Origin of the sequence: Hymenobacter yonginensis, from assembly GCF_027625995.1 — a bacterium.
Lineage (GTDB): Bacteria > Bacteroidota > Bacteroidia > Cytophagales > Hymenobacteraceae > Hymenobacter > Hymenobacter yonginensis.
The window spans coordinates 623,479-644,490 of the sequence record NZ_CP115396.1; the positions used below are offsets into that span (position 1 = coordinate 623,479).

At 60.7% G+C, this 21,012-nt stretch carries 18 protein-coding genes; 15 read left to right on the top strand and 3 right to left on the bottom strand.

Annotated elements, in window-relative coordinates; all coding sequences use genetic code 11:
• The 13 genes from O9Z63_RS02770 to O9Z63_RS02830 all read left to right on the top strand — a co-directional run bounded on the left by O9Z63_RS02770 (position 1) and on the right by O9Z63_RS02830 (position 14,731).
• Positions 1-405 carry a DUF6188 family protein gene (locus tag O9Z63_RS02770; protein ID WP_270127760.1) on the top strand — a complete coding sequence of 135 codons (405 nt, stop codon included), beginning with the start codon at positions 1-3 and terminating at the stop codon, positions 403-405.
• A gap of 31 nt (positions 406-436) precedes the next feature.
• Positions 437-1,600, top strand: coding sequence for an aspartate aminotransferase family protein (locus tag O9Z63_RS02775; protein ID WP_270127761.1), 1,164 nt, complete (start codon positions 437-439; stop codon positions 1,598-1,600).
• 526 nt (positions 1,601-2,126) lie between these two features.
• Positions 2,127-3,110 carry an aspartate carbamoyltransferase catalytic subunit gene (locus O9Z63_RS02780; protein WP_270127762.1) on the top strand — a complete coding sequence of 328 codons (984 nt, stop codon included), beginning with the start codon at positions 2,127-2,129 and terminating at the stop codon, positions 3,108-3,110.
• 77 nt (positions 3,111-3,187) lie between these two features.
• Positions 3,188-4,486, top strand: a complete 1,299-nt coding sequence (locus tag O9Z63_RS02785) for a dihydroorotase (protein ID WP_270127763.1) — start codon at positions 3,188-3,190, stop codon at positions 4,484-4,486.
• Between the two features lie 208 nt (positions 4,487-4,694).
• Positions 4,695-5,219 (top strand): 5-(carboxyamino)imidazole ribonucleotide mutase, encoded by a 525-nt coding sequence (gene purE / locus O9Z63_RS02790; RefSeq protein ID WP_270127764.1) that lies wholly within the window; start codon positions 4,695-4,697, stop codon positions 5,217-5,219.
• A gap of 2 nt (positions 5,220-5,221) precedes the next feature.
• Positions 5,222-6,463, top strand: a complete 1,242-nt coding sequence (locus O9Z63_RS02795; RefSeq protein WP_270127765.1) for a 5-(carboxyamino)imidazole ribonucleotide synthase — start codon at positions 5,222-5,224, stop codon at positions 6,461-6,463.
• 87 nt (positions 6,464-6,550) lie between these two features.
• On the top strand, positions 6,551-7,630 hold the full coding sequence (carA, locus tag O9Z63_RS02800; protein WP_270127766.1) for a glutamine-hydrolyzing carbamoyl-phosphate synthase small subunit: 1,080 nt from the start codon (positions 6,551-6,553) through the stop codon (positions 7,628-7,630).
• A 442-nt stretch (positions 7,631-8,072) separates the two neighbouring features.
• Entirely contained in the window at positions 8,073-11,318 is a 3,246-nt protein-coding gene (gene carB, locus O9Z63_RS02805) for a carbamoyl-phosphate synthase (glutamine-hydrolyzing) large subunit (RefSeq protein WP_270127767.1), read from the top strand.
• A 32-nt stretch (positions 11,319-11,350) separates the two neighbouring features.
• Entirely contained in the window at positions 11,351-11,680 is a 330-nt protein-coding gene (locus O9Z63_RS02810; protein ID WP_270127768.1) for a hypothetical protein, read from the top strand.
• A gap of 326 nt (positions 11,681-12,006) precedes the next feature.
• Complete coding sequence (locus O9Z63_RS02815; protein ID WP_270127769.1) at positions 12,007-12,951, top strand: Rossmann-fold NAD(P)-binding domain-containing protein; 945 nt, start codon at positions 12,007-12,009, stop codon at positions 12,949-12,951.
• Positions 12,952-13,046: 95 nt separating this feature from the next.
• On the top strand, positions 13,047-13,298 hold the full coding sequence (locus O9Z63_RS02820; protein WP_270127770.1) for a hypothetical protein: 252 nt from the start codon (positions 13,047-13,049) through the stop codon (positions 13,296-13,298).
• Positions 13,299-13,638: 340 nt separating this feature from the next.
• A complete protein-coding gene (locus O9Z63_RS02825) occupies positions 13,639-13,935 on the top strand; it encodes a hypothetical protein (RefSeq protein WP_270127771.1) in 297 nt (98 codons plus the stop codon).
• Between the two features lie 121 nt (positions 13,936-14,056).
• On the top strand, positions 14,057-14,731 hold the full coding sequence (locus tag O9Z63_RS02830) for a sce7726 family protein (protein WP_270127772.1): 675 nt from the start codon (positions 14,057-14,059) through the stop codon (positions 14,729-14,731).
• Here the strand turns inward: O9Z63_RS02830 and dinB are convergent.
• The 3 genes from dinB to O9Z63_RS02845 all read right to left on the bottom strand — a co-directional run bounded on the left by dinB (position 14,721) and on the right by O9Z63_RS02845 (position 17,438).
• Positions 14,721-15,803 (bottom strand): DNA polymerase IV, encoded by a 1,083-nt coding sequence (dinB, locus tag O9Z63_RS02835; RefSeq protein WP_270127773.1) that lies wholly within the window; start codon positions 15,801-15,803, stop codon positions 14,721-14,723. The genes O9Z63_RS02830 and dinB overlap by 11 nt on opposite strands.
• A gap of 10 nt (positions 15,804-15,813) precedes the next feature.
• A complete protein-coding gene (locus O9Z63_RS02840) occupies positions 15,814-16,425 on the bottom strand; it encodes a DUF6624 domain-containing protein (protein ID WP_270127774.1) in 612 nt (203 codons plus the stop codon).
• 83 nt (positions 16,426-16,508) lie between these two features.
• Entirely contained in the window at positions 16,509-17,438 is a 930-nt protein-coding gene (locus O9Z63_RS02845) for a DMT family transporter (protein WP_270127775.1), read from the bottom strand.
• 119 nt (positions 17,439-17,557) lie between these two features.
• Between O9Z63_RS02845 and O9Z63_RS02850 the strand changes: the two genes are divergently transcribed.
• Positions 17,558-18,889: a replication-associated recombination protein A gene (locus O9Z63_RS02850; protein ID WP_270127776.1), complete on the top strand. Its 1,332-nt coding sequence runs from the start codon at positions 17,558-17,560 to the stop codon at positions 18,887-18,889.
• 262 nt (positions 18,890-19,151) lie between these two features.
• Entirely contained in the window at positions 19,152-20,909 is a 1,758-nt protein-coding gene (sppA, locus tag O9Z63_RS02855) for a signal peptide peptidase SppA (protein WP_270127777.1), read from the top strand.
• Positions 20,910-21,012: the final 103 nt, after the last annotated feature.

A 21,012-nucleotide genomic window follows, 5' to 3' on the forward strand; every position in this document is an offset into this window, starting at 1 on the left:
ATGCTGAAGGAAATAGGCCGCTACTATGCACTACCATTAGTGGGCTGTGCCATTCAGCAGATTAAGTACAACGGCATGATAAGACTGGTCTATGCTGATGCTGACGAACGTGTATTCCTCGACCTCCACGGAGAATTTCAGGTAGAAGCATCGGGGCACATAACCACGTTTTCTCCGCGCCAAAAAGAAGCTCTGTTGCTCTTTTTTGACTGGTTTCATGCTGATGTCACAATTGAGGAAGCAAAAGCTGATAAACAAGGGCAACTGTTTCTGAAGCTTAGTAACCAGCAGGAATTGATAGTTCAGGACGGGCCATTTGAGAACTGGCACTTCACCATTCTGAATCGTCAATTTCCCAGCAAAAACCTCTTTGTCCACGGTGGAGTGGGCACTACCTACTTCTAAATTCTAACCTCTCAGCTCTCACATCTATACCATGGAGCTTTTCAACGTGTATCCGCTCGTCAACATCACGCCCGTGAAGGCGCTGGGGGCGAAACTCTGGGACGACAAGGGCCAGGAGTATCTGGATTTTTACGGCGGGCACGCCGTTATCAGCATAGGCCACTCGCACCCGCACTACGTGCAGCGCCTCACCGGGCAGTTGCAGAATATCGGCTTCTACTCCAACTCGGTGCAGATTCCGATTCAGCGGGAGTTGGCCGAGAAGCTGGGCCGGGTGTCGAGCTACGAGGACTACACGCTGTTTTTGTGCAACTCCGGGGCCGAGGCCAACGAGAATGCGCTGAAGCTGGCTTCCTTCCACACCGGCAAAAAGCGCGTTATTGCCTTCAAAGGCGCGTTCCACGGCCGCACCTCAGGCGCGGTAGCCGCTACGGATAACGCCAAAATCGTGGCACCTTTCAACGCCGACCACCACATCAGCTTCCTGGAGTACGACCTGGCGGCGGTGGAGCAGGTGCTGCAGGGCGGCGACGTGTGCGGGGTCATCATCGAGCCCATCCAGGGCGTGGGTGGCATCATCATGCCCTCCGATGAGTTTCTGCAGGGGCTGGCGGCACTGTGCCATCAGTACGGTGCGCTGCTGCTGGCCGACGAGGTGCAGAGCGGCTACGGCCGCAGCGGCAAGTTCTTCGCCCACCAGCACGCCGGCATCCGGCCCGCCGTTATTTCGGTGGCCAAGGGCATGGGCAACGGCTTCCCCATTGGCGGCATCCTGATTGCGCCCGAACTGAAGGCGTCCTACGGACTGCTGGGTACCACCTTCGGCGGCAACCACCTAGCCTGCGCCGCCGCGCTGGCCGTGCTGGAAGTTATTGAGCAGGAAAACCTGGTGCAGCACGCCGCCGAGCTGGGCGACTACCTGCGCCTGGAGCTGGAAGCCCACGCCGGGGCCGAGGAAATCCGCGGCCGGGGCCTGATGGTGGGCATCAAGTACGACTTCCCCATCAAAGACTTGCGCGACCAGCTGCTCTCGGAGCACCACATCTTCGTGGGCAACGCCTCCGACCCCACGGTGCTGCGCCTGCTGCCCCCGCTGAATATCACCAAAGCCGAGGTAGACCGGTTTTTGCAGGCGCTGTACGCACTGACGGCAAAAGAGGCAGCAGCCATTCCACAAGCCTCGCCCCTGGATTAGAAGGGGGTAGAGACGCACTAGGTGGAGTCTCGTCGTTGAACTTCTCCGCCTCGCTTTTTGCCAATGATAGGCTGGCCCCGTTCTGCAGGAGAGGGGGCCAGGAGGTGAGGCACCCGATAGATTAAGTACCCTGCTAAGTAGAAAACCCCGGATTGCCGATACACCGGTGGGGGGAATACCGCAGAAAAAGTAACGCATTCAGCCAGACAGGATAACCGAACGAGTTGAGCAAAGCGGGGTGAAAAAAATAGCCCCGCCGGTATGTTGCCGAACGTAACAATACCGTAGCTTTGCACCATGCTTCAAGCACACAACTTGTTGATGAAGCGCGGAACCTTGCTCAACCAGGAACCGCGAGTGGACCGGAAGGTCTTCGATACCATCGGTTTTCCTGATTTTCCTTCTGTCGCTTTCGCTGTTTTTTCTGGGTATTGCCCCGCCACCGTTTCGGATTCCGAAACGGTTTTTTTATGCCCATTGAGTTCGTCGGCTTTCCTCTAGCAGTTCACTTTTTCTTCCTACCCGTATGGCCCGTAAAGATTTGCTCGACATCGCCTCCCTGCAGCGTGAGGAAATTGAGCTCCTGCTCGACCAGTCCACTGCCTTCAAGCAGCTGCTCACCAGCTCCGGGAAAAAGGTGCCCGTTTTGGAAGGTAAGTCGGTGCTGATGCTGTTCTACGAGCCCAGTACCCGTACGCACTCTTCCTTCGAGGTGGCCGCCAAGCGTCTCTCGGCCGAAGTCACCAACTTCAACGTGGCCCATTCCTCCATCACCAAGGGTGAATCGGTGCGCGAGACGATTGAAACGCTCCAGGCCATGCGCACCGATTACATCATCGTGCGGCACGGCCGGTCGGGCCTGCCGGGCATGATTGCGCGGCTCACCAAGGCATCGGTTATCAACGCCGGCGACGGGGCGCACGAGCACCCCACGCAGGCGTTGCTGGATGCCTTTACGATCAAGGAGAAATTTGCTGACCCCCGGGGCAAGCGCGTGCTCATCATCGGCGACATTCTGCACTCGCGGGTGGCGCGCTCTACCAGCACGCTGCTGCAGAAGCTGGGCGTGGAGGTGGCCTACCTCGGGCCGGGTTCGTTGGTGCCCAAATACGGCCCGGCCACCATCCGCCGCTTCACCAACTACGACGAGGCTATGGCCTGGGGACCCGATTTCGTGTACCTGCTGCGGGTGCAGATGGAGCGCCAGGACGTGCAGTTTTTCCCGAGCCTGCGCGAGTACCACCGCATCTACGGCATCACCAACACCCGCCTGGAGGACATCCGCCAGCGGGGCCTCTACATCATGCATCCCGGCCCCGTCAACCGGGGCGTGGAGCTCTGCGACGCCGTGATGGACTATGAGCGCAGCCTCATCAACAACCAGGCAGAAAACGGCATTGCCGTGCGCATGGCCGTGCTCAACTGGCTCACGCCCGGCGGCGACCTGCCCAAGCGCGAACCGGCGTACGCCAGCCGGTCCGGGGCTGCCCCGGCGCTGGTAATGCCCTGAGCGCCGCCCGCGTTTTTTATCTTCTGCTAACCGCATTTCCTTCTCCCACCTTGCCCGCTAACAGCCCTTCTCTCCCCATGATTCTGCTTCAAAACACCCGCATCGCCTCCGAAAACTCCCCCGTGCTTGTTGAAGGCGATGTGCTGATTGTCGAAGGAGTCATCCAGCAAATCGGCCCCGGCCTGGCCGTGCCGGAGGGTGCCCGCGTCATCGACGCCCGCGGCCGCATTCTGATGCCGGCCATGTTTGATGCCCACGTGCACTTCCGCGCTCCGGGCTTCGAGAACAAGGAAACCATCACCACGGGCAGCGAGGCGGCCATCAACGGCGGCGTGACCGGCGTGGTGATGATGCCCAACACCCGCCCGGCCATCGACTCGTCGGCGGTGGTGTCTACGGTGCTGGAAAGCGCCAAGCGCAAGTCCCGGATTCCGGTGTATACCTCCGGCTGCGTCACCAAAGACCGCGAAGGCAAGGAGCTGGCCGAAATCGACGGCATGCGCCTGCTCGGGGTGACGATGCTCACCGACGACGGCGACACCACCGGCGACCCGGCCGTGCTGCTGCGGGCCATGCAGTATGCCACCGAGTTCGGCATGTTCTTCGCCAGCCACTGCGAGGTGCCGGAGCTGGCCGGGCCGCGCGCCATCAACGAAGGCGTGATGAGCTACCGGCTGGGCATCAAAGGCTCGCCGGCCTGCGCCGAGGAAATCATCATCGACCGCGACATCCGGCTGGCCCGGGCGGCAGGGGCGCACGTGCACATCCAGCACGTGTCCAGCAAGATGGGCATGGAAACCATTAAGTGGTGGAAGTCGCGCGGCGACGTGAAGGTAACGGCCGAGGTAGCCCCGCACCACCTGCTGTTCACCGAGGAGCACATCGGCGACTACGACACCAACTACAAGATGAACCCGCCGCTGCGCACCCAGGCCGACTGCGACGCGCTGCTGGAAGGGCTCAAGGAAGGCGTATTCGACCTCATTGCCACCGACCACGCCCCGCACACGCCCTTCGAAAAAGCCCAGGACTTCATCAGCGCCCCCAACGGCATCACCGGCCTGGAAACGGCCCTGGTGTCGCTCTACCACTTCTTCGTGCGGCCCGAGAAATTCGGCTGGGACCTAGTGGTGAAGCGGTACTCCGCGGAGCCCCGCCGCCTGATGGGCCTGCCAGTGCCCACCATCGAAGTGGGCCAGCCGGCCGAGTGCCTGCTGTTCGACACCGAAGCCGAAACCACTTTCACCAAGGAGTTCATGAAGTCCAAATCCCAGAACACGCCCTTCATCAACCAGACGCTGCAAGGCCGGGTAGATGTGGTGATTCTGGGCACGGAAATACTGCTGGAGCGGGAAGCCACGGTGGCCGTCGGCTAGTTGAAACACAGAACGTCATACTGAGCGCAGCCGAAGCATCTCTACCGCTTCGTTGAGCTTAACCAGGTCGTGTCTGAAAACTCCAAAACGGTCATGCTGAGCTTGCCGAAGCATCTCTACCTCATACCAACTCACTTGTTGAGAACGAAGCGGTAGAGATGCTTCGATAAGCGGACGCCAGATGAGGCATGACAACCAAGTAACCTCTATGAGTAACACCCTTCCTTCTTCCGATACTCCCGCCTCCGACAAATCCTTGGTGGGTGTGGTGATGGGCTCCAGCAGCGACTGGGAAACCATGAAACACGCCGTGCAGATTCTCACGCAGTTTGGCGTAGCCCACGAGGCCCGCGTGGTGTCGGCCCACCGCATGCCCGACGACCTGTTTGCCTACGCCGAGCAGGCCGAGCCGCGGGGCCTGCAGGCCATCATTGCCGGCGCGGGTGGCGCGGCCCATCTGCCGGGCATGCTGGCCGCCAAAACCACCGTGCCCGTGCTGGGCGTGCCCGTGGCCAGCCGCCACCTGCAGGGCGTCGATTCGCTGCACAGCATCGTGCAGATGCCGAAAGGAATTCCCGTGGCCACGTTTGCCATCGGCGAGGCCGGGGCCGCCAACGCGGCGCTGTTTGCCGTGAGCCAGCTGGCCCTGCACGATGCCCGCTTGGCCGCCAAACTCCACACCTTCCGGGCTGAGCAAACCGCAGCCGCCCGGGCCATGACGCTGCCAGTATGAGTATGAGCAAGGCTCCTGACATGACCCCCGTTTTCCCCGGCAGCACCGACGCCGCCGGCCGGCCGGCCACGCTGGGCGTGCTGGGCGGCGGCCAGCTGGGCCGCATGCTGGTGCACGCCGCTCAGCGCCTGGGCTACCGCACCGCCGTGCTGGAGCCCGACCCGCAAAGCCCCGCCGGGCTGGTGAGCCACCACCACATTCAGACCAGCTACGACGACCCGACCGGGCTGGCACAACTGGCTGACCTGTGCCAGGCCATCACCACCGAGTTTGAAAACGTGCCCGCCGCGGTGCTGCACACGCTGGCCCAGGCCCGCCCCGTGGCTCCGGCCGCGGCCGCCGTAGCCATTGCCCAGGACCGTATCGAGGAAAAAGCGCACTTCGCGGCCTGCGCCGCCGTGTCGGGGGTGACGTGCGCGCCCTACGCCGTGCTGGAGACGGAAGCCCAGCTGCAGGCCGTGCAAAACGAGCGGCCCGACCTGCTGCCCGGCATCCTGAAAACGGCGCGCCTGGGCTACGACGGTAAGGGCCAGATCCGGGTGAAAACCGCGGAGGAGTTGGCCGCCGCCTGGGCGGAGCTGGGCAGCGTGGCTTGCGTGCTGGAAAAGATGCTGCCACTCACGGCCGAGTGCTCGGTGCTGGTGGCGCGCGGCTGGGACGGGCAGGTAGTGAGCTTTGCGCCCCAGCGCAACATGCACGTGGCCGGCATTCTGGCCGTGACGCACGCCTACGAAGGCGCATTGCCGCCGGCATTGGCCGAGCAGGCCCGCGCCGCCGCCGTGGCCATTGCCGGGCACATCGGCTACGTGGGGGTGCTGTGCGTGGAGTTTTTTGTGGTAGCCGATGGCAGTGAGCACGGCGGCCTGGTGGTAAACGAAATGGCCCCGCGTCCCCACAACAGCGGCCACTACACCATAGATGCCTGCGACGCCTCGCAGTTCGACCTGCAGGTGCGCACCATGGCGGGCCTGCCCTTGCTGCCGCCCCGCCAGCACTCCCCGGCCATCATGCTCAACCTGCTCGGCGACGTGTGGCTGGACACCCAGGACCAGCAGCAGGAGCCCGACTGGACTGCCGTGCTGGCGCTGCCGGGCACGCACCTGCACCTCTACGGCAAGCAGCAGGCCCGCGCCGGCCGCAAAATGGGCCACCTGACCATCACTGGCCCGACGGTGGACGGCGTCCGAACCGTGGCGCGCCAGGCGGCGGCGCTGCTGGGCCTGCCGGGCCAGGACGACATCTAGCTACCGTTTAGGTCAGCAAAATTTTCAATAAACGAACAGTCAGGCTTCGGCAAGCTCACCCTGACGTTCTGCCTACGTTCCTACATCATGACGCAAACAGTAAAACTCATCCTCGAAGACGGCACCGAAATCGAGGGCCAGTCGTTCGGCGCCTTCACCTCGGCCGCCGGCGAAGTGGTGTTCAGCACGGCCATGACCGGCTACCCCGAAAACCTCACCGACCCGTCGTTCGCCGGCCAGATTCTGGTGCTTACCTACCCCATGGTGGGCAACTACGGCGTGCCCGGCGAGGAGCTGTATGAGTCGATTTCGAAGATTTTCGAGTCCGACAAAATTCACATTGCCGGGCTGGTAGTGAACTACTACTCCGAGGAGCACAGCCACTGGAACGCCGCCAAAAGCCTCGGCGATTGGCTGAAGGAGTACAACATCCCCGGCATCTTCGGCGTCGATACCCGCATGCTCACCAAGAAGTTGCGCGAGAAAGGCGCCCTGCTGGGCAAAATCGTGGCTGAAACCGACGTGCCTCTGCACGACCCCAACCTCGACAACCTAGTGGCGCAGGTGAGCCCGGCCGGCGTGCAGCACTACGGCCACGGCCAACACAAAATCGTGCTCGTGGACTGCGGCACCAAAACCAACATCATCCGCTGCTTTCTGGAGCGCGACGTGGAGCTGATTCGGGTGCCCTGGGACTACGATTTCACGACCCTCAATTACGATGGCCTGTTCCTGAGCAACGGCCCCGGCGACCCCAAAATGTGCGAAGCCACCATTCAGCACCTCCAGAAAGCCCTGCAACAGGACAAGCCGATTTTCGGCATCTGCCTGGGCAGCCAACTCATGGGCCTGGCGGCGGGCGGCGACACCTTCAAGCTAAAATACGGCCACCGCAGCCACAACCAGCCCGTGAAGCTCACCGGCACCCAGCGCTGCTACATCACCAGCCAAAACCACGGCTTCGCGGTGGATACCGAAACCCTGCCCGCCGAGTGGGATATGCTGTTCGAAAACCTGAACGACGGCACCTGCGAAGGCATCAAGCACAAAACCAAGCCCTTCTTCTCCACCCAGTTTCACCCCGAAGCCGCCGGCGGCCCGCAGGACACGGAGTTTCTGTTTGATGACTTTTTGAAAGCGGTAGGGGAGTATAAGGCTGCTAAATAAATATGCGCTTCCTCAAAGTTCGTCCACTGTATTGTTCGCTATTAGTCTCTCTTATAACTATAGTGAATGGCTGTAAACAGGAAACGAAATTTGACAGGCATCAGTGGTCCTATAGAGGCGATATAGGAAGTTTCCCGCACCGTGAGCGAATGGTTGATGATTTAGTTAAACACCATCAACTAAAGGGACTTACTTACGCGCAACTTCTTGATTCGCTGGGTGAGCCTTCAAACTATGGTGAGCCTGAAGGCACACTTCGGTACTTAATCGTCGAAGATTTCGAATCAGATATCGACCCTGTACATGGCAAAACACTCGACCTGACACTGGGACCAGATTCAGTTATAACCTCTTATAAAATATCGGAGTGGTAGCAGAATTGAATCACGTCTACTCAACCTAAACAAAGAGAATGTTGGCGCTTGCGCCTTAACTGCACGAAATGAACAAACCCAACAAAGTTCTCATCCTTGGTTCCGGCGCCCTCAAAATTGGCGAAGCCGGGGAGTTCGATTATTCCGGCTCGCAGGCCCTCAAGGCGCTGAAGGAGGAAGGCATCCGCACCATCCTCATCAACCCCAACATTGCCACCGTGCAGACGTCGGACAACATTGCCGACGACGTATACTTCCTGCCCGTGACGCCCTACTTCGTGGAGGAAGTCATCAAAAAAGAGCAGCCCGATGGCATTCTGGTGGCCTTTGGCGGCCAAACGGCGCTGAACTGCGCCGTGGCCCTGTACCGCGCCGGCGTGTTCGAGAAGTATAACGTGAAGGTGCTGGGCACGCCTGTGCAGAGCATCATCGACACCGAGGACCGGGACATCTTCAAGGAGAAGCTGGAGCAGATTGGCGTGCTCTCGGCCCGCAGCGTGGCCGTGACGACGATGGACGACGCGCTGGCGGCGGCCGAGAAAATCGGCTTCCCCATCATCGTGCGGGCGGCGTTTGCGCTGGGCGGCCTAGGCAGCGGCTTCGCCAACAATATGGACGAGCTGCGGGCCCTGGCCCAGAAATCCTTCACCACTTCCGACCAGATTCTGGTGGAAGAATCGCTGAAGGGCTGGAAAGAAGTGGAGTACGAAGTGGTGCGCGATGCCTATGATAACTGCATCACGGTCTGTAACATGGAGAACTTCGACCCCATCGGCATCCACACCGGCGAGAGTATCGTGGTGGCCCCGTCGCAGACGCTGAGCAACCGCGAGTACCACAAGCTGCGCAGCATCGGCATCAAGACCATTCGCCACCTGGGCATCGTAGGCGAGTGCAACATTCAGTACGCCCTCGACCCCGTTTCGGAGGATTACCGCGTGATTGAGGTGAATGCGCGCCTCTCCCGCTCCTCGGCGCTGGCCTCGAAAGCCACGGGCTACCCGCTGGCCTTCGTGGCTGCCAAGCTGAGCCTGGGCTACTCGCTGGCCGAGCTGAAAAACAGCGTGACGCAGACCACCTCGGCCTTCTTCGAGCCGGCCCTCGACTACGTGGTGGTGAAACTGCCGCGCTGGGACCTGGGCAAGTTCGCGGGTGTTAACCGCCAGATTGGCAGCGCTATGAAGAGCGTGGGCGAGGTGATGGCCATCGGTAAATCCTTCGAGGAAGCCATCCAGAAAGGCCTGCGGATGCTGGACACCGGCAAGCGCGGCTTCGTGGCCAACCGCCCCGAGGACGAGCTGAATAACGCCGCCATCGACCAGCTCCTAAGCGAGCCGAACGAGGAGCGCATCTTCGCCATCAACAGCGCTTTCGAGGCTGGCTATACGCTGGAGCAGGTGCACGAGCTGACCAAGATTGACCACTGGTTTTTGCAGCGTTTGCACACTATTTTCGAGCTGGGCAATCAGCTCGCCGCTGGCCGTAGCGCGGGCGTGAATGGGCTGGAAACCAACCTGCTGCGCGACGTGAAAAAGGCTGGTTTCTCCGACCAGCAGATTGCCGTGAAGCTGCTGGGCGAAGGCGACGCCACGCACGGCACCAAAGCCGACGAGCTGCTGGTGCGGGCCCGCCGCAAGGCCTTGGGCGTGCTGCCCGTGGTGAAGCAGATTGACACGCTGGCGGCCGAATTCCCGGCCAAAACCAACTACCTCTACACCACTTACCACGGCACCGAAAACGACCTGACGCGCGAAACCGAGAAGTCGGTGGTGGTGCTGGGCTCGGGTGTGTACCGCATCGGCTCGTCGGTGGAGTTTGACTGGTGCGGCGTGCAGGCCGTGCAAACGGCATCGGCCGAGGGCTACAAAACCATCATCATCAACTACAACCCCGAAACCGTATCGACCGACTACGACGTGTCGGACCGGCTGTATTTCGAGGAGCTTAGCTTCGAACGGGTGATGGACATCTTGGACTTTGAGCAGCCCGGCGGCGTGATTCTAAGCACCGGCGGCCAGATTCCCAACAACCTCGCCACCCGCCTGGCCGATGCCCACGCGCCCATTCTGGGCACCGCGCCGGCCCGTATCGACGAGGCTGAGAACCGCCACAAGTTCTCCAGCATCATGGACGAGCTGGGCATCGGCCAGCCGCGCTGGAAGGAGCTGACCTCGCTGGCTGCGATGCAGGAATTCGTGCGCGAAGTCGGTTTTCCGGTGCTCATCCGGCCGAGCTACGTGCTGTCGGGCGCGGCCATGAACGTGGTGTCCAACAACTTCGAGCTGGAAGAATTCCTGAAAACGGCCGTCGAGGTGAGCGCCGAATACCCGGTGGTGGTATCCGAGTTCATCCAGGAAGCCAAGGAAATCGAGCTAGATGCGGTGGCCGACCACGGCGACATCGTGAGCTACGCCATTTCCGAGCACGTGGAGTTTGCCGGCGTGCACTCTGGCGACGCCACCATGTACTACCCGCCCCAACGGGTGTACGTGGGCACCATCCGCAAGCTGAAAATCATCGCCGAGAAGATTGCCAAGCGCTACGAAATCAGCGGCCCGTTCAACATTCAGTTCCTGGAAAAAAATGGTGAAATCCGGGTGATTGAATGCAACATCCGCGCCTCGCGCAGCTACCCGTTCGTGTCGAAAATATCGGGCAACAACCTCATCAAAAAGGCTACCCAGGTGCTGCTCGGCAAACACGTAGAACGCGACGAAAGCGAGCGGGTGTACGACCTGCCCTTCGTGGGCGTGAAGGCCCCGCAGTTCTCCTTCACCCGCCTGCCCGGCGCCGACCCGGTGCTGCGCGTGGACATGGTGAGCACCGGCGAAGTCGGCTGCCTGGGCGACACCGCCGAGGAAGCGCTACTGAAATCGATGCTGAGCGTGGGCTACAAAATCCCGCAGAAATCGGTACTGATTTCCGGCGGCCCCATCATCTCCAAAGTGGCCCTACTCGCGCCCGCCGCGCTGCTCATCAAAAAGGGCTACACCGTGTACGCCACGCAGGGCACGCACCGCTTCTTCGCCGAAAACGGCATCCCGAGCAGCCTCCTCTTCTGGCCAGATGAGCTGCAGGAGCCCAACGTGCTGACCTACCTGAAGGAAAAGAAAATCGACCTAGTCATCAACATCCCCAAAAACCTGTCGAAAGGCGAGCTGGATAACGACTACAAAATCCGCCGCACGTCCGTGGATTTCGGCGTCGGTTTGCTGACGAATGCGCGGCTGGCGAAGGCGTTTATTCAGGCTTTCTGCTCGCTGGAAATGAAGGATTTGAAGATTAAGAGCTGGAACGAGTATAAGGCGATGTAGCGCGAAGCTCCTGCTTCGCGTATCGTTGCAGTATGGACTCAAGAAACATCTACATTTCAAGCCAACATAAATTAAACGGCCTCACATGGTCCGACTTGATTTATGTTGGCTTGAATCATGAAAAGGCGGATGAATACAGAGCGGATAAAGTAGCTGAATACGCTCATGCACTGTTTGATGAGTCGGAAATCCATGTTGTTTTAGGACGTCACGACTCACATTTAGCGCTGCTGGATGACGCATTGAGAAACGTGAGCACATGGCTAAAAACGACTGATGTGTTGCTTTGCAACAAGTCTTTTTCCAAGGCGATGAAGCTCTATAAAATCGGCGTCATGGATTACGGCAAAAAGTTGCTTTAACTCGTTTTTGATATGGGCCACAAAAATGTCTGTTTCAATTGCTGCAATGCCTTTAATGTGCCTTATGAAGGTATTCGCGCAATAGTTTGCAATACATGCGGTGTCCCAATGATTCAATTACCGCACAGATTTCGACCACCCAAAAAGAGTGAAGCTGCTAAATGGGAAACTGTGAAATTCCTGATTGAGAATGGGTTTCCATATCAACACGTTTATCATCGGGACGAGACGCAAAACCATTACAATCGGGTCGAATACCCTGAGAGTATGAGAGAAGCAGCGGAATTTATTGTCAAGTATAAATCTCAGGCAAAGAAGCCTACAAAATGAAAAACTTCACCTCTTTCGCCGATGCAGGCGACTATAAAGCCCTGTTGCAGCAGGCCCTCGACATCAAGGCCAACCCCTACGGCTACCAGCACATCGGGCGCAACAAAACCGTCGGCCTCATATTCTTCAACCCCAGCCTACGCACCCGGCTCAGTTCGGTGAAGGCGGCCTACAACCTGGGCGCGCAAGCTTGGGTGCTCAACGCTGGGGCCGACTCCTGGACCCTGGAAATGGCCGACGGGGCCGTAATGAATGGCGGCACCCAGGAGCACATCAAAGACGCCATTGCGGTGATGAGCCAGTACTGCGACGTGCTGGGCGTGCGCACTTTCCCCACCCTCAAGGACAAGGCTGAGGACTATGGCGAGGTCGTGTTCAACAAGATTCTGCAGTACGCCACCGTACCCGTCATCAGCCTGGAAAGCGCCACCCTGCACCCGCTACAGAGCTTCGCCGACCTGATTACGGTGGCCGAAACCAAGCGGAAAGAGCGCGTGAAAGTAGTGCTCACCTGGGCTCCGCACGTGCGCGCCCTGCCCCAGTGCGTGCCCAACTCGTTCTGCGACTGGTTCTCGGAAATCGACTGGGTTGACTTCGTCATCACCCACCCCGAGGGCTACGAGTTGGACCCCAAATTCACCAAAGGCGCCCGCATCGAATACGACCAGAAGAAGGCCCTGGAAGGCGCCGACTACGTGCAGGCCAAAAACTGGAGCAGCTACCAGCAGTACGGCCAGGTGCTGGGCAACGACCCTGCCTGGATGCTCACCCCCGAGCACATGGCCCTCACCGACAGCGCCAAATTTCTGCATTGCCTGCCCGTGCGCCGCAACGTGGAAGTGTCCGACGCCGTGCTCGATGCGCCTGGCTCGCTCATCATCCAAGAAGCCGGCAACCGCACCATTTCCATGCAAACTGTGCTGCACGAGCTGCTGAAGTAATGGCAAGCAAGAGAAGTGAATTTTATATAGATTTTTATGTATATTAACAGGCTGGCTGGTTGGTGCCTGCCTGCGCTTCACTTAACTGCCTAGCCATGAAAATGCCAGCTGTCTGCGTCCTGTTGCTACTGCTAGCCGGGGCTGCCTTCGCGCAAACGGTGCCTCCTCCGCCAAGCCCACCCGCCACGCCGGTGCTCACAGACTCAGTGCGCAAGCCAACACCGCCCGATGCTACCATGCAGCAGGGAACCATGGCTTCGCCGGCCCCGGCTGAGCCGCAACCAACTAAAGTGAAGGAGAAGCGCAAACGCACCCGGATGCGCACCACCCCCAACTTTCCGGAATAGATTAACCTGATTGCCAGCCACCAGAAAGACCGGGCTACTCTGCGGGGCAGCCCGGCCTTTCTGGTAGAGGTACCGGCTGAATACGGCTGCCCGAGCCGGTGCCAAACGCGTATGGCTGGGCGTTTGGTGGGTTGAATCAGATGGTTTTTTTTTGCTGGTCAGCTTGGGCGCAAGATGCTGGCTGCATGGCTGTACTGCGGCATTTGAGGTAGCGGTGAGCCGGCGGCGCCAGGGGCAATGTTCAGCTCAAGCTGAACCATGAGAAGCAAAGTTGCGTTAGAGGCTATTCAAAAGACAGCCAAGCGGCTGACTTAAGTAGTTCACCTTCAACTTGATTTACATGAAAAAGCTACTTGCTATTGCCGCCGTGCTCGTAACCGGTATGTCTGCTGCCAACGCCCAGACCACCAACACCACCACCACGACCACGGTGCCGACTCAACAGAGCACGACCACCACGATGCCGGATCCGGCGAACGGAACCATTAACTCCACGACCACTACGGTGCCGGCTACCACCACCACCGTTGAAACGCAGTCCAGCACCAGCGTAAGCCCATCGGCTACCACCATCCCGGCGGATGCCAAGGTAAAAGACAAGAAGAAGAAGCGGAAAGTGAAAACCGATTCCAACTAAGCAGACCGGATAATTCCCGCGTTCTTGCCTGAGCCCGGCTGCATTTAGTGCGGCCGGGCTTTCTTTTTGTTTGCCGATGGCCGTTGCCGTTCGCACCTTTAGCCAGCCAAAACCGGCCCTTATGAACGACCCGGAAATCCGCGCCCTGCTGTACCCACTGCTGCCGGGTGGCGTGTACATTGATGAGCTGCCCACCGGCACCACCCGCGCCGACGTCGTGCACATCACGCCGGACTTTCTGCATGGCTACGAGGTGAAAGGCGACGCCGACACGCTGCAGCGCGTGCCCAATCAGTTGCGCTGCTACGCTGAGGTGTATGATTTCGTGACGTTTGTGGTGACGGAAAAGCACCTGCCCAAGCTGCTGCCGCTGCTGCCCGACTGGGTGGGCGTGCTGGTGGTGGTAGGGGAGGAGCTGCGCCCGCACCGCGCCGCCCGCTACAATGCCACCGTAGAGCCCGCGCCGCTGGCCAGCCTGCTGCTGCTGGAAGAGGTGAAGCAGTTTCTGCTGGCCCGCGGCCTGCACGGCGTGAGCAGCCTGCGCCGGGCGGAGGTGCTGCATTTTCTGCGCACCACGCAGCTGGTTCCGCTGTCCAGCCTGGCCCGCTACGTGCGCGAGCGGCTGATGGCGCGCCTACCCGAGCGCATGGCCGCCCGCGCCGAGCGCAAGGAGGAACGGCAGCGGCTGGCCGGACTGCGCAAGCGGCGCCAGGCCCGCAAAGCTGCCCGCAAGAAAGCCCGACCCGCGCCGGCCGCCACCAAACCTGCCAAAAAGGCCCCCAAGTCTAAAGGCTGAGCGTGAGCTGCTTGCCGATGAAATCTTCCGGCGTTTCGAGGTTGGACAGCGAAACTCCCAGAAGCCGCACGCCTTTGGGCAGCGGCTGGCAGCCCTGCACCAGCTCCTGGCTGATCTGAGCCAGAGCGGCCATACTGGCCAGCGGCGCCGGCAGTGTTCGGCTGCGCGTAATCTGCTGGAAGTCGGCGTACTTGACCTTGAGTGTGAGCGTGCGGCCCAGCAAGCCGGTGCGCTGGCAGTAGTCCCACACCGAATCCAGGCAGGGCTGCAGGCCTTCGAGTAGCTCTTGCAGCTTGTGCAGGTCCTCGGCGAAGGTGGTTTCGGAGCCTACCGACTTGCGCACCCGGTCGGGCACGACGGGGCGGTGGTCTTGGGCCCGGGCAATGAGGTAGTAGTGCCCGCCGGCCTTGCCAAAGTGCTGGCGTAGAAACGCCTCCGACTGCTGCCTCAGGTCCAGCCCGCTGAAGATGCCCAGCTGATTGAGCCGCGCCGCCGTGGCCGGCCCGATGCCGTGAAACTCGCCCACCCGCAGCTGCGCCACAAACGCCAGCCCCTGCTCGGGCCGAATCACGAACTGACCGTTGGGCTTGCGGTGGTCGGAGGCCAGCTTCGCCAGAAACTTGTTGTAGCTGACGCCCGCCGAGGCCGTCAGCTGGGTCTGGCGCAGGATTTCGGCCCGGATTTCGCGCGCCACCTGTGTAGCCAGCGCAATGCCTTTCAGGTTCTCGGTGACGTCGAGGTAGGCTTCATCCAACGAAAGCGGCTCGATGAGCGGCGTGTATTCGGCAAAAATGGCCCGAATCTGCCGCGACACTTCCTTGTACACCTCGAAGCGCGGCTTCACGAACACCAGCTCCGGGCACTTGCGCAGCGCCGTGCTGGAGGGCATGGCCGAGCGCACCCCAAACTGCCGGGCCTCGTAACTCGCCGCCGCCACCACGCCCCGGGCCCGCGAGCCACCCACGGCCACGGGCTTGCCGCGCAGCGCCGGGTTGTCGCGCTGCTCCACGGAAGCGTAAAACGCGTCCATGTCGAGGTGAATGATTTTGCGGTTTTCGGACGAGGTGTCCACGGCTGATACCTTACGGCTTGGTCTTAAAATACATGGTGCCCGGGCGCAATTGTCGCTGTAGAGGTTCCAGTTTCATGGTACGGCGGCGCTCGTCCAGCTTGTCGAACTCCGCTGTCGGCAACAACGAGTCTACGGTTTCGCCGGAAGGGCGCACTACCCGGGCCGACTGCGTGCCATACTGCTGAGGCTGCCCTTGATTGAGCAATGCCCGGTCAAGGTAAGTGGCGTAATCGGCGGCCGGCAGCCCTTTGGCTTTATAAAGGGCCTCTACGCAGGGCAAATACCGCAGCTGTACGGAATCCGGAGCATGCTGGAGCAATAGAAAAGCAGTTCCGGCTGCTTCGGCACCGGCCTGGGTTAGTGCGGGCCAGCCGTGGCGGCGCTCCAGCTGCTGAAAGGCCGCCAGCCGCGCAGCATCCTGCCGCAGCAGCCAGCGGTTGGCCGTATCCGCTGCGGTTGAGTTGAATCCATGTTGCCGGAACACTGCAAAAATAGCCTGGCGGTCTTGCCAGTCAGCGGCGCTGAGCGAGTCGAGTGTGGCCGCAAGAGCCGGAGACGCCAAACGGGCTGCGTGCCGGGTCGGCCGGGTGCAGGCCGCCAGCAGCAGGGTTATAACAAGCAAGCGGGCAGTCATGGGGAAAACATAAAAATCGGCTCGGTTTATCTGAAGTAGCGGCTAAACTTAGGAGCCGCTGGTTGTGCGCGTCAGTCCTGCACCGGCTCCAGCGGTACCGGCTGCGGCGCGGCTTTCGGCTTGCGGCTCACCAGGAACACGCCCCCGAAAATCAGCAGCGCCTGCCAGGCCCGGTCCCAGGTCAGCACGTCTTTGCCCAGGCTCACGGCAATGAGTACGGCCAGAGCCGGCTGCAGGTAGATGTAGGCGCCCAGCAGGGCAGGGGAGGCGTATTTCAGGGCCCAGTTGTTGAGCAGGTAGGCCAGAATCGTGAGGCAAATCACCATGTAGGCAATGGCGGCCCAGATGCTGGCTGGGAAGCTGGCGTAGTCGGGCTGCTGCACCTGCTGCCAGCCGGCCGGCACCGCCAGGAAGGCGCCCACCAGAAAGATGCGCGCCAGCACCGTGAACGGGTGGTACTTGCGCATCAGCGGCATCACCAGCACTAGATACACCCCAAATGCGGTGGCGTTGAGCAGAATGTAGACGTTGCCCAACAGCCCGTCCTGCCCGCCGGCCGCCACCGGGCCTTTGCTCAGGATAATGCTGGCCGCGCCGGCGCCCGCCAGAGCTATGCCCGCCAGTCGGGGCAGCGTCAGCCGCTCGCCTAGCAGCACCGCCGAGGCCAGCACCGTCACGACCGGTGCAATGGTCTGGATGAGCGAGGCGTTGATGGGCGAGGTCAGGTTGAGGCCCGAGAAGAACAGCAGCTGGTTCAGCCCGATGCCCAGGATGCCGCACGCCACGGCTCGCAGCTGGTCGGCGCGGCCGGTGATGCGGTCCTGCGGCGCCACCAGCCGGCTCAGGATGCCGAAAAACACCGTCGCGCCCACCACGCGCAGCAGCACCAGCCCAAACGGGCCCATGTACTGCGGCATCACATCCTTGGAAATACTGTAGTTGGCGGCGTAGATCAGCGCCACCACAAAGAGGGCCGAGTGGACCTTAGCGGAATTTTTCATTGGGGCGAATGTAGCGTAAGCTTTAGCTTGCGCCGTAACCCATACGTACTAGGGCAAACCCACGGCCACGCCGTTTCATCTCCTTCCGGCGCAAGCTGAAGCTTACGCCCCCCTCTACTATGTCCACCGGTTCCCTTTTCGATTCTGACCCCACGCCGGCCTTTATTCCGCCGGCTGCGGCCAACGCGCCGTTGGCCGAGCGCCGCCGCCCCCGCACGCTTGAGGAATATGCCGGGCAGCAGCACCTCATCGGGCCCGAGGGCGTGCTGCGTCGCTACCTCAATGCCGGCCGCCTGCCCAGCCTGATTCTGTGGGGCCCGCCTGGCGTGGGTAAAACCACCCTGGCCAACCTGCTGGCGCAGGAGTTGGGCAAGCCGTTTGCCTCGCTCAGCGCCGTGAATGCCGGCGTGAAAGACGTGCGCGAGGTGATAGAGCGCGCCCGCAAGCAGCGCGGTACGGTGCTGTTTATTGATGAAATCCACCGCTTCAGCAAAAGCCAGCAGGACGCCCTGCTGGGTGCCGTAGAGCAGGGCATCGTCACGCTCATCGGGGCCACCACCGAAAACCCCTCGTTTGAGGTGATTCCGGCCGTGCTGAGCCGGGCGCAGGTGTACGTGTTGGAGCCCCTGAGCAAGGAAGTGCTGACCGGCCTGGTCGATAAGGCCCTGGCCGAGGACGCGCAGCTGCAGCAGCGCAAGGTGCGGATGCAGGAGTACGGCGCGCTGCTCACCATCTCGGGTGGTGATGCGCGCAAGCTGCTCAACCTGCTGGAAATTGTGGTGGAAGCCAGCCGCCCCGACCCCCAAACCGGCGAAGTCGTCATCACCGACGAGGGCGTGCAGCAGCTGGCCCAGCAGCACCTCGCCCGCTACGACAAAGGCGGCGAAATGCACTACGACGTCATTTCGGCCTTCATCAAGAGCATCCGCGGCTCCGACCCTAACGCCGCGCTCTACTACCTGGCCGTGATGCTGGAAGGCGGCGAGGATGCCAAGTTCATTGCCCGCCGCCTGCTCATCCTGGCTTCTGAAGACGTGGGCCTGGCCAACCCCAACGCCCTGATTCTGGCCCAGAGCTGCTTCCAGGCCATTGCCGTGATTGGCATGCCCGAGGGTGACATTATCCTGGGGCAGACCGTGGTGTACCTCGCCACCTCGCCCAAGAGCAATGCCAGCTACAAGGCCATCCGGGAGGCGCGGGCGCTGGTGCGGCAGCAGGGCGTGCAGCCGGTGCCCATTCCGCTGCGCAACGCGCCCACCAAACTCATGAAAGACCTCGGCTACGGCGGCCAGTACCAGTACTCGCACGACTACCCCGGCAATTTTGCCTATCAGGAGTTCTTGCCCGAGGCCCTCAGCGGCACCGTGTTCTACCACCCCGGCCACAACCCCGCCGAAGCCAAAGCCCAAGAGCGCCTGCGCCAGCTCTGGGGCGAGAAATACGGCTATTAATCACAGATTTTGCAGATTTTTCGCTGATTACGCAGATGTAGGATCGATATAGAACAGCCCTAATCTGGCGGCTTTTACATCAATCCTACATCTGCGTAATCAGCGAAAAATCTGCAAAATCTGTGATTTAAAAGCCACCAATCCAAGCCACACAGGCAGCCGAATCAATATCTTGCCGTCTGGTTGTTATATCGAAAGCAAAACGCTGTGTGCGCCGTCTGCATCTGCGTAATCAGCGAAAAATCTGCAAAACCTGTGATTCATGAGACAATTCTTTAAGTACGTGCTGGCCACGCTCACCGGCCTGTTCGTGTTCGGGGTGCTGGGCTTTGTGCTGCTGATCGGCTTCGTGGCCGCGCTGGCCTCGTCCGACACCGAAGTAACCGTGGCCAGCGACTCGGTGCTGGAGCTCAAGCTCGACAAGCCGATTGCCGAGCGCGAAAGCCGCACCTCGTTCGGCTCCATCGTCAGCTCCCAGGCCGATAACATCGGCCTCGACAACCTGAAAGCCACCCTGCGCCGCGCCAAAAACGACTCCGACATCAAGGGCATTTTCCTGAATGTAGAGCTGGTGCAGGCCGGCATGGCTTCGCTGGAGGAAGTGCGCGACGCGCTGCTGGACTTCAAGAAGTCGGGCAAGTTTGTGGTGGCCTACGCCGATGCGCAGTCGGAGAAGAGCTACTACCTCACGTCCGTCGCCGACCGCATCTACCTCAATCCGCAGGGCACGCTGGAGTTCAACGGCCTCAGCTCCGAGACGATGTACTACAAAAACCTGTTCGAGAAGGCCGGCATTCAGCCCCAGATCTTCCGGGTGGGCTCGTTTAAGAGCGCCGTGGAGCCGTTTTTCCGCGAAAACATGTCGGATTCGGCCCGCCTGCAGACTTCGTCGTTCCTGAACTCCATCAACGACTTCATGCTGGGCCACATTGCCACGGCCCGCAAAATCGCGCCCCAGCGCCTGAAAACCATCAGCGACTCGATGCTGGTGCACAACGCCGACGACGCCAAGCGCCTCGGCCTCGTTACCAACCTCGGCTACTACGACCAGGCCCTCGACTACATGAAGGGCAAGCTGGGCGTGGAGAAAGACGAGAAGCTGAGCCTCGTAAGCCTCACCGACTATAGTAAGGCCGACGACGAGGAAAGCAGCAGCGGCAGCAGCCGGATTGCCGTTATCTACGCCGAGGGTGACATCGTGACCGGAAAGGGCGGCAGTAGCAGCATCGGCAGCACCCGCTTCGCCGAGGCTATCCGCAAAGCCCGTCTCGACGACAAGGTGAAGGCCGTGGTGCTGCGCGTGAACTCGCCCGGCGGCTCATCGCTGGCTTCCGACATTATCTACCGCGAAGTGCTGCTCACCAAGAAGGTGAAGCCGATTATCTGCTCGATGTCGGATGTGGCGGCTTCGGGCGGCTACTTCATTGCCATGGGCTGCGACACCATTGTGGCCCACCCGAATACCATCACCGGCAGCATCGGCGTATTCGGCGTGCTGCCTAACATTCAGCCTCTGCTGCGCGACAAGCTGGGCGTGACGACGGACCGCGTTACAACGGGCAAATTCTCGGATTTCCCCACCATCACGCGCCCGCTCACGGCCTTCGAGCAGAGCCAGTTCCAGAACGAAATCAACCGCATTTACGCCGACTTCACCACAAAAGCCGCCCAGGGCCGCAACATGCCCGTGGAGCGGCTGCGCGGCTATGCTTCCGGCCGCGTATGGTCGGGCTCCGAAGCCAAGGCCCGCGGCCTCGTTGACGTGCTCGGCTCCATGGACGACGCGCTGCGTATTGCGGCCCGCCGCGCCAAGCTCAAGGAAGGCGACTACACGCTGCAGGCGCTGCCACGCCAGAAGTCGTTCATGGAAAACATCTTCAGCGGCATCAACGAGGAAGTGCGCATGAGCCTGGTAAAGCAGGAAATGGGCCCGCTGTTTCCGGTGTACGAGCAGTACAAGAAACTCTCGGAAATGAAAGGCGCCCAGGCGCGCATGCCGTTTGAGCTGAATATCCAGTAACCCTGTTGACCGTCATGCAGAGCGGAGCGAAGCATCTCGCCAGTGTAGTAATTCTACCACACTGGCGAGATGCTTCGCTCCGCTCTGCATGACGGTCTTTTTT

Bases quoted from the DNA above. Each gene is read 5' to 3' on its own strand.
- O9Z63_RS02830 (WP_270127772.1), top strand. From the start codon at position 14,057: ATGAACGACCCGGAAATCCGCGCCCTGCTGTACCCACTGCTGCCGGGT.
- O9Z63_RS02820 (WP_270127770.1), top strand. From the start codon at position 13,047: ATGAAAATGCCAGCTGTCTGCGTCCTGTTGCTACTGCTAGCCGGGGCT.
- O9Z63_RS02780 (WP_270127762.1), top strand. From the start codon at position 2,127: ATGGCCCGTAAAGATTTGCTCGACATCGCCTCCCTGCAGCGTGAGGAA.
- carB (WP_270127767.1), top strand. From the start codon at position 8,073: ATGAACAAACCCAACAAAGTTCTCATCCTTGGTTCCGGCGCCCTCAAA.
- carA (WP_270127766.1), top strand. From the start codon at position 6,551: ATGACGCAAACAGTAAAACTCATCCTCGAAGACGGCACCGAAATCGAG.
- sppA (WP_270127777.1), top strand. From the start codon at position 19,152: ATGAGACAATTCTTTAAGTACGTGCTGGCCACGCTCACCGGCCTGTTC.
- O9Z63_RS02850 (WP_270127776.1), top strand. From the start codon at position 17,558: ATGTCCACCGGTTCCCTTTTCGATTCTGACCCCACGCCGGCCTTTATT.
- purE (WP_270127764.1), top strand. From the start codon at position 4,695: ATGAGTAACACCCTTCCTTCTTCCGATACTCCCGCCTCCGACAAATCC.
- O9Z63_RS02845 (WP_270127775.1), bottom strand. From the start codon at position 17,438: ATGAAAAATTCCGCTAAGGTCCACTCGGCCCTCTTTGTGGTGGCGCTG.
- O9Z63_RS02770 (WP_270127760.1), top strand. From the start codon at position 1: ATGCTGAAGGAAATAGGCCGCTACTATGCACTACCATTAGTGGGCTGT.
- O9Z63_RS02825 (WP_270127771.1), top strand. From the start codon at position 13,639: ATGAAAAAGCTACTTGCTATTGCCGCCGTGCTCGTAACCGGTATGTCT.
- O9Z63_RS02795 (WP_270127765.1), top strand. From the start codon at position 5,222: ATGAGCAAGGCTCCTGACATGACCCCCGTTTTCCCCGGCAGCACCGAC.
- O9Z63_RS02815 (WP_270127769.1), top strand. From the start codon at position 12,007: ATGAAAAACTTCACCTCTTTCGCCGATGCAGGCGACTATAAAGCCCTG.
- O9Z63_RS02775 (WP_270127761.1), top strand. From the start codon at position 437: ATGGAGCTTTTCAACGTGTATCCGCTCGTCAACATCACGCCCGTGAAG.
- O9Z63_RS02810 (WP_270127768.1), top strand. From the start codon at position 11,351: ATGGACTCAAGAAACATCTACATTTCAAGCCAACATAAATTAAACGGC.
- O9Z63_RS02785 (WP_270127763.1), top strand. From the start codon at position 3,188: ATGATTCTGCTTCAAAACACCCGCATCGCCTCCGAAAACTCCCCCGTG.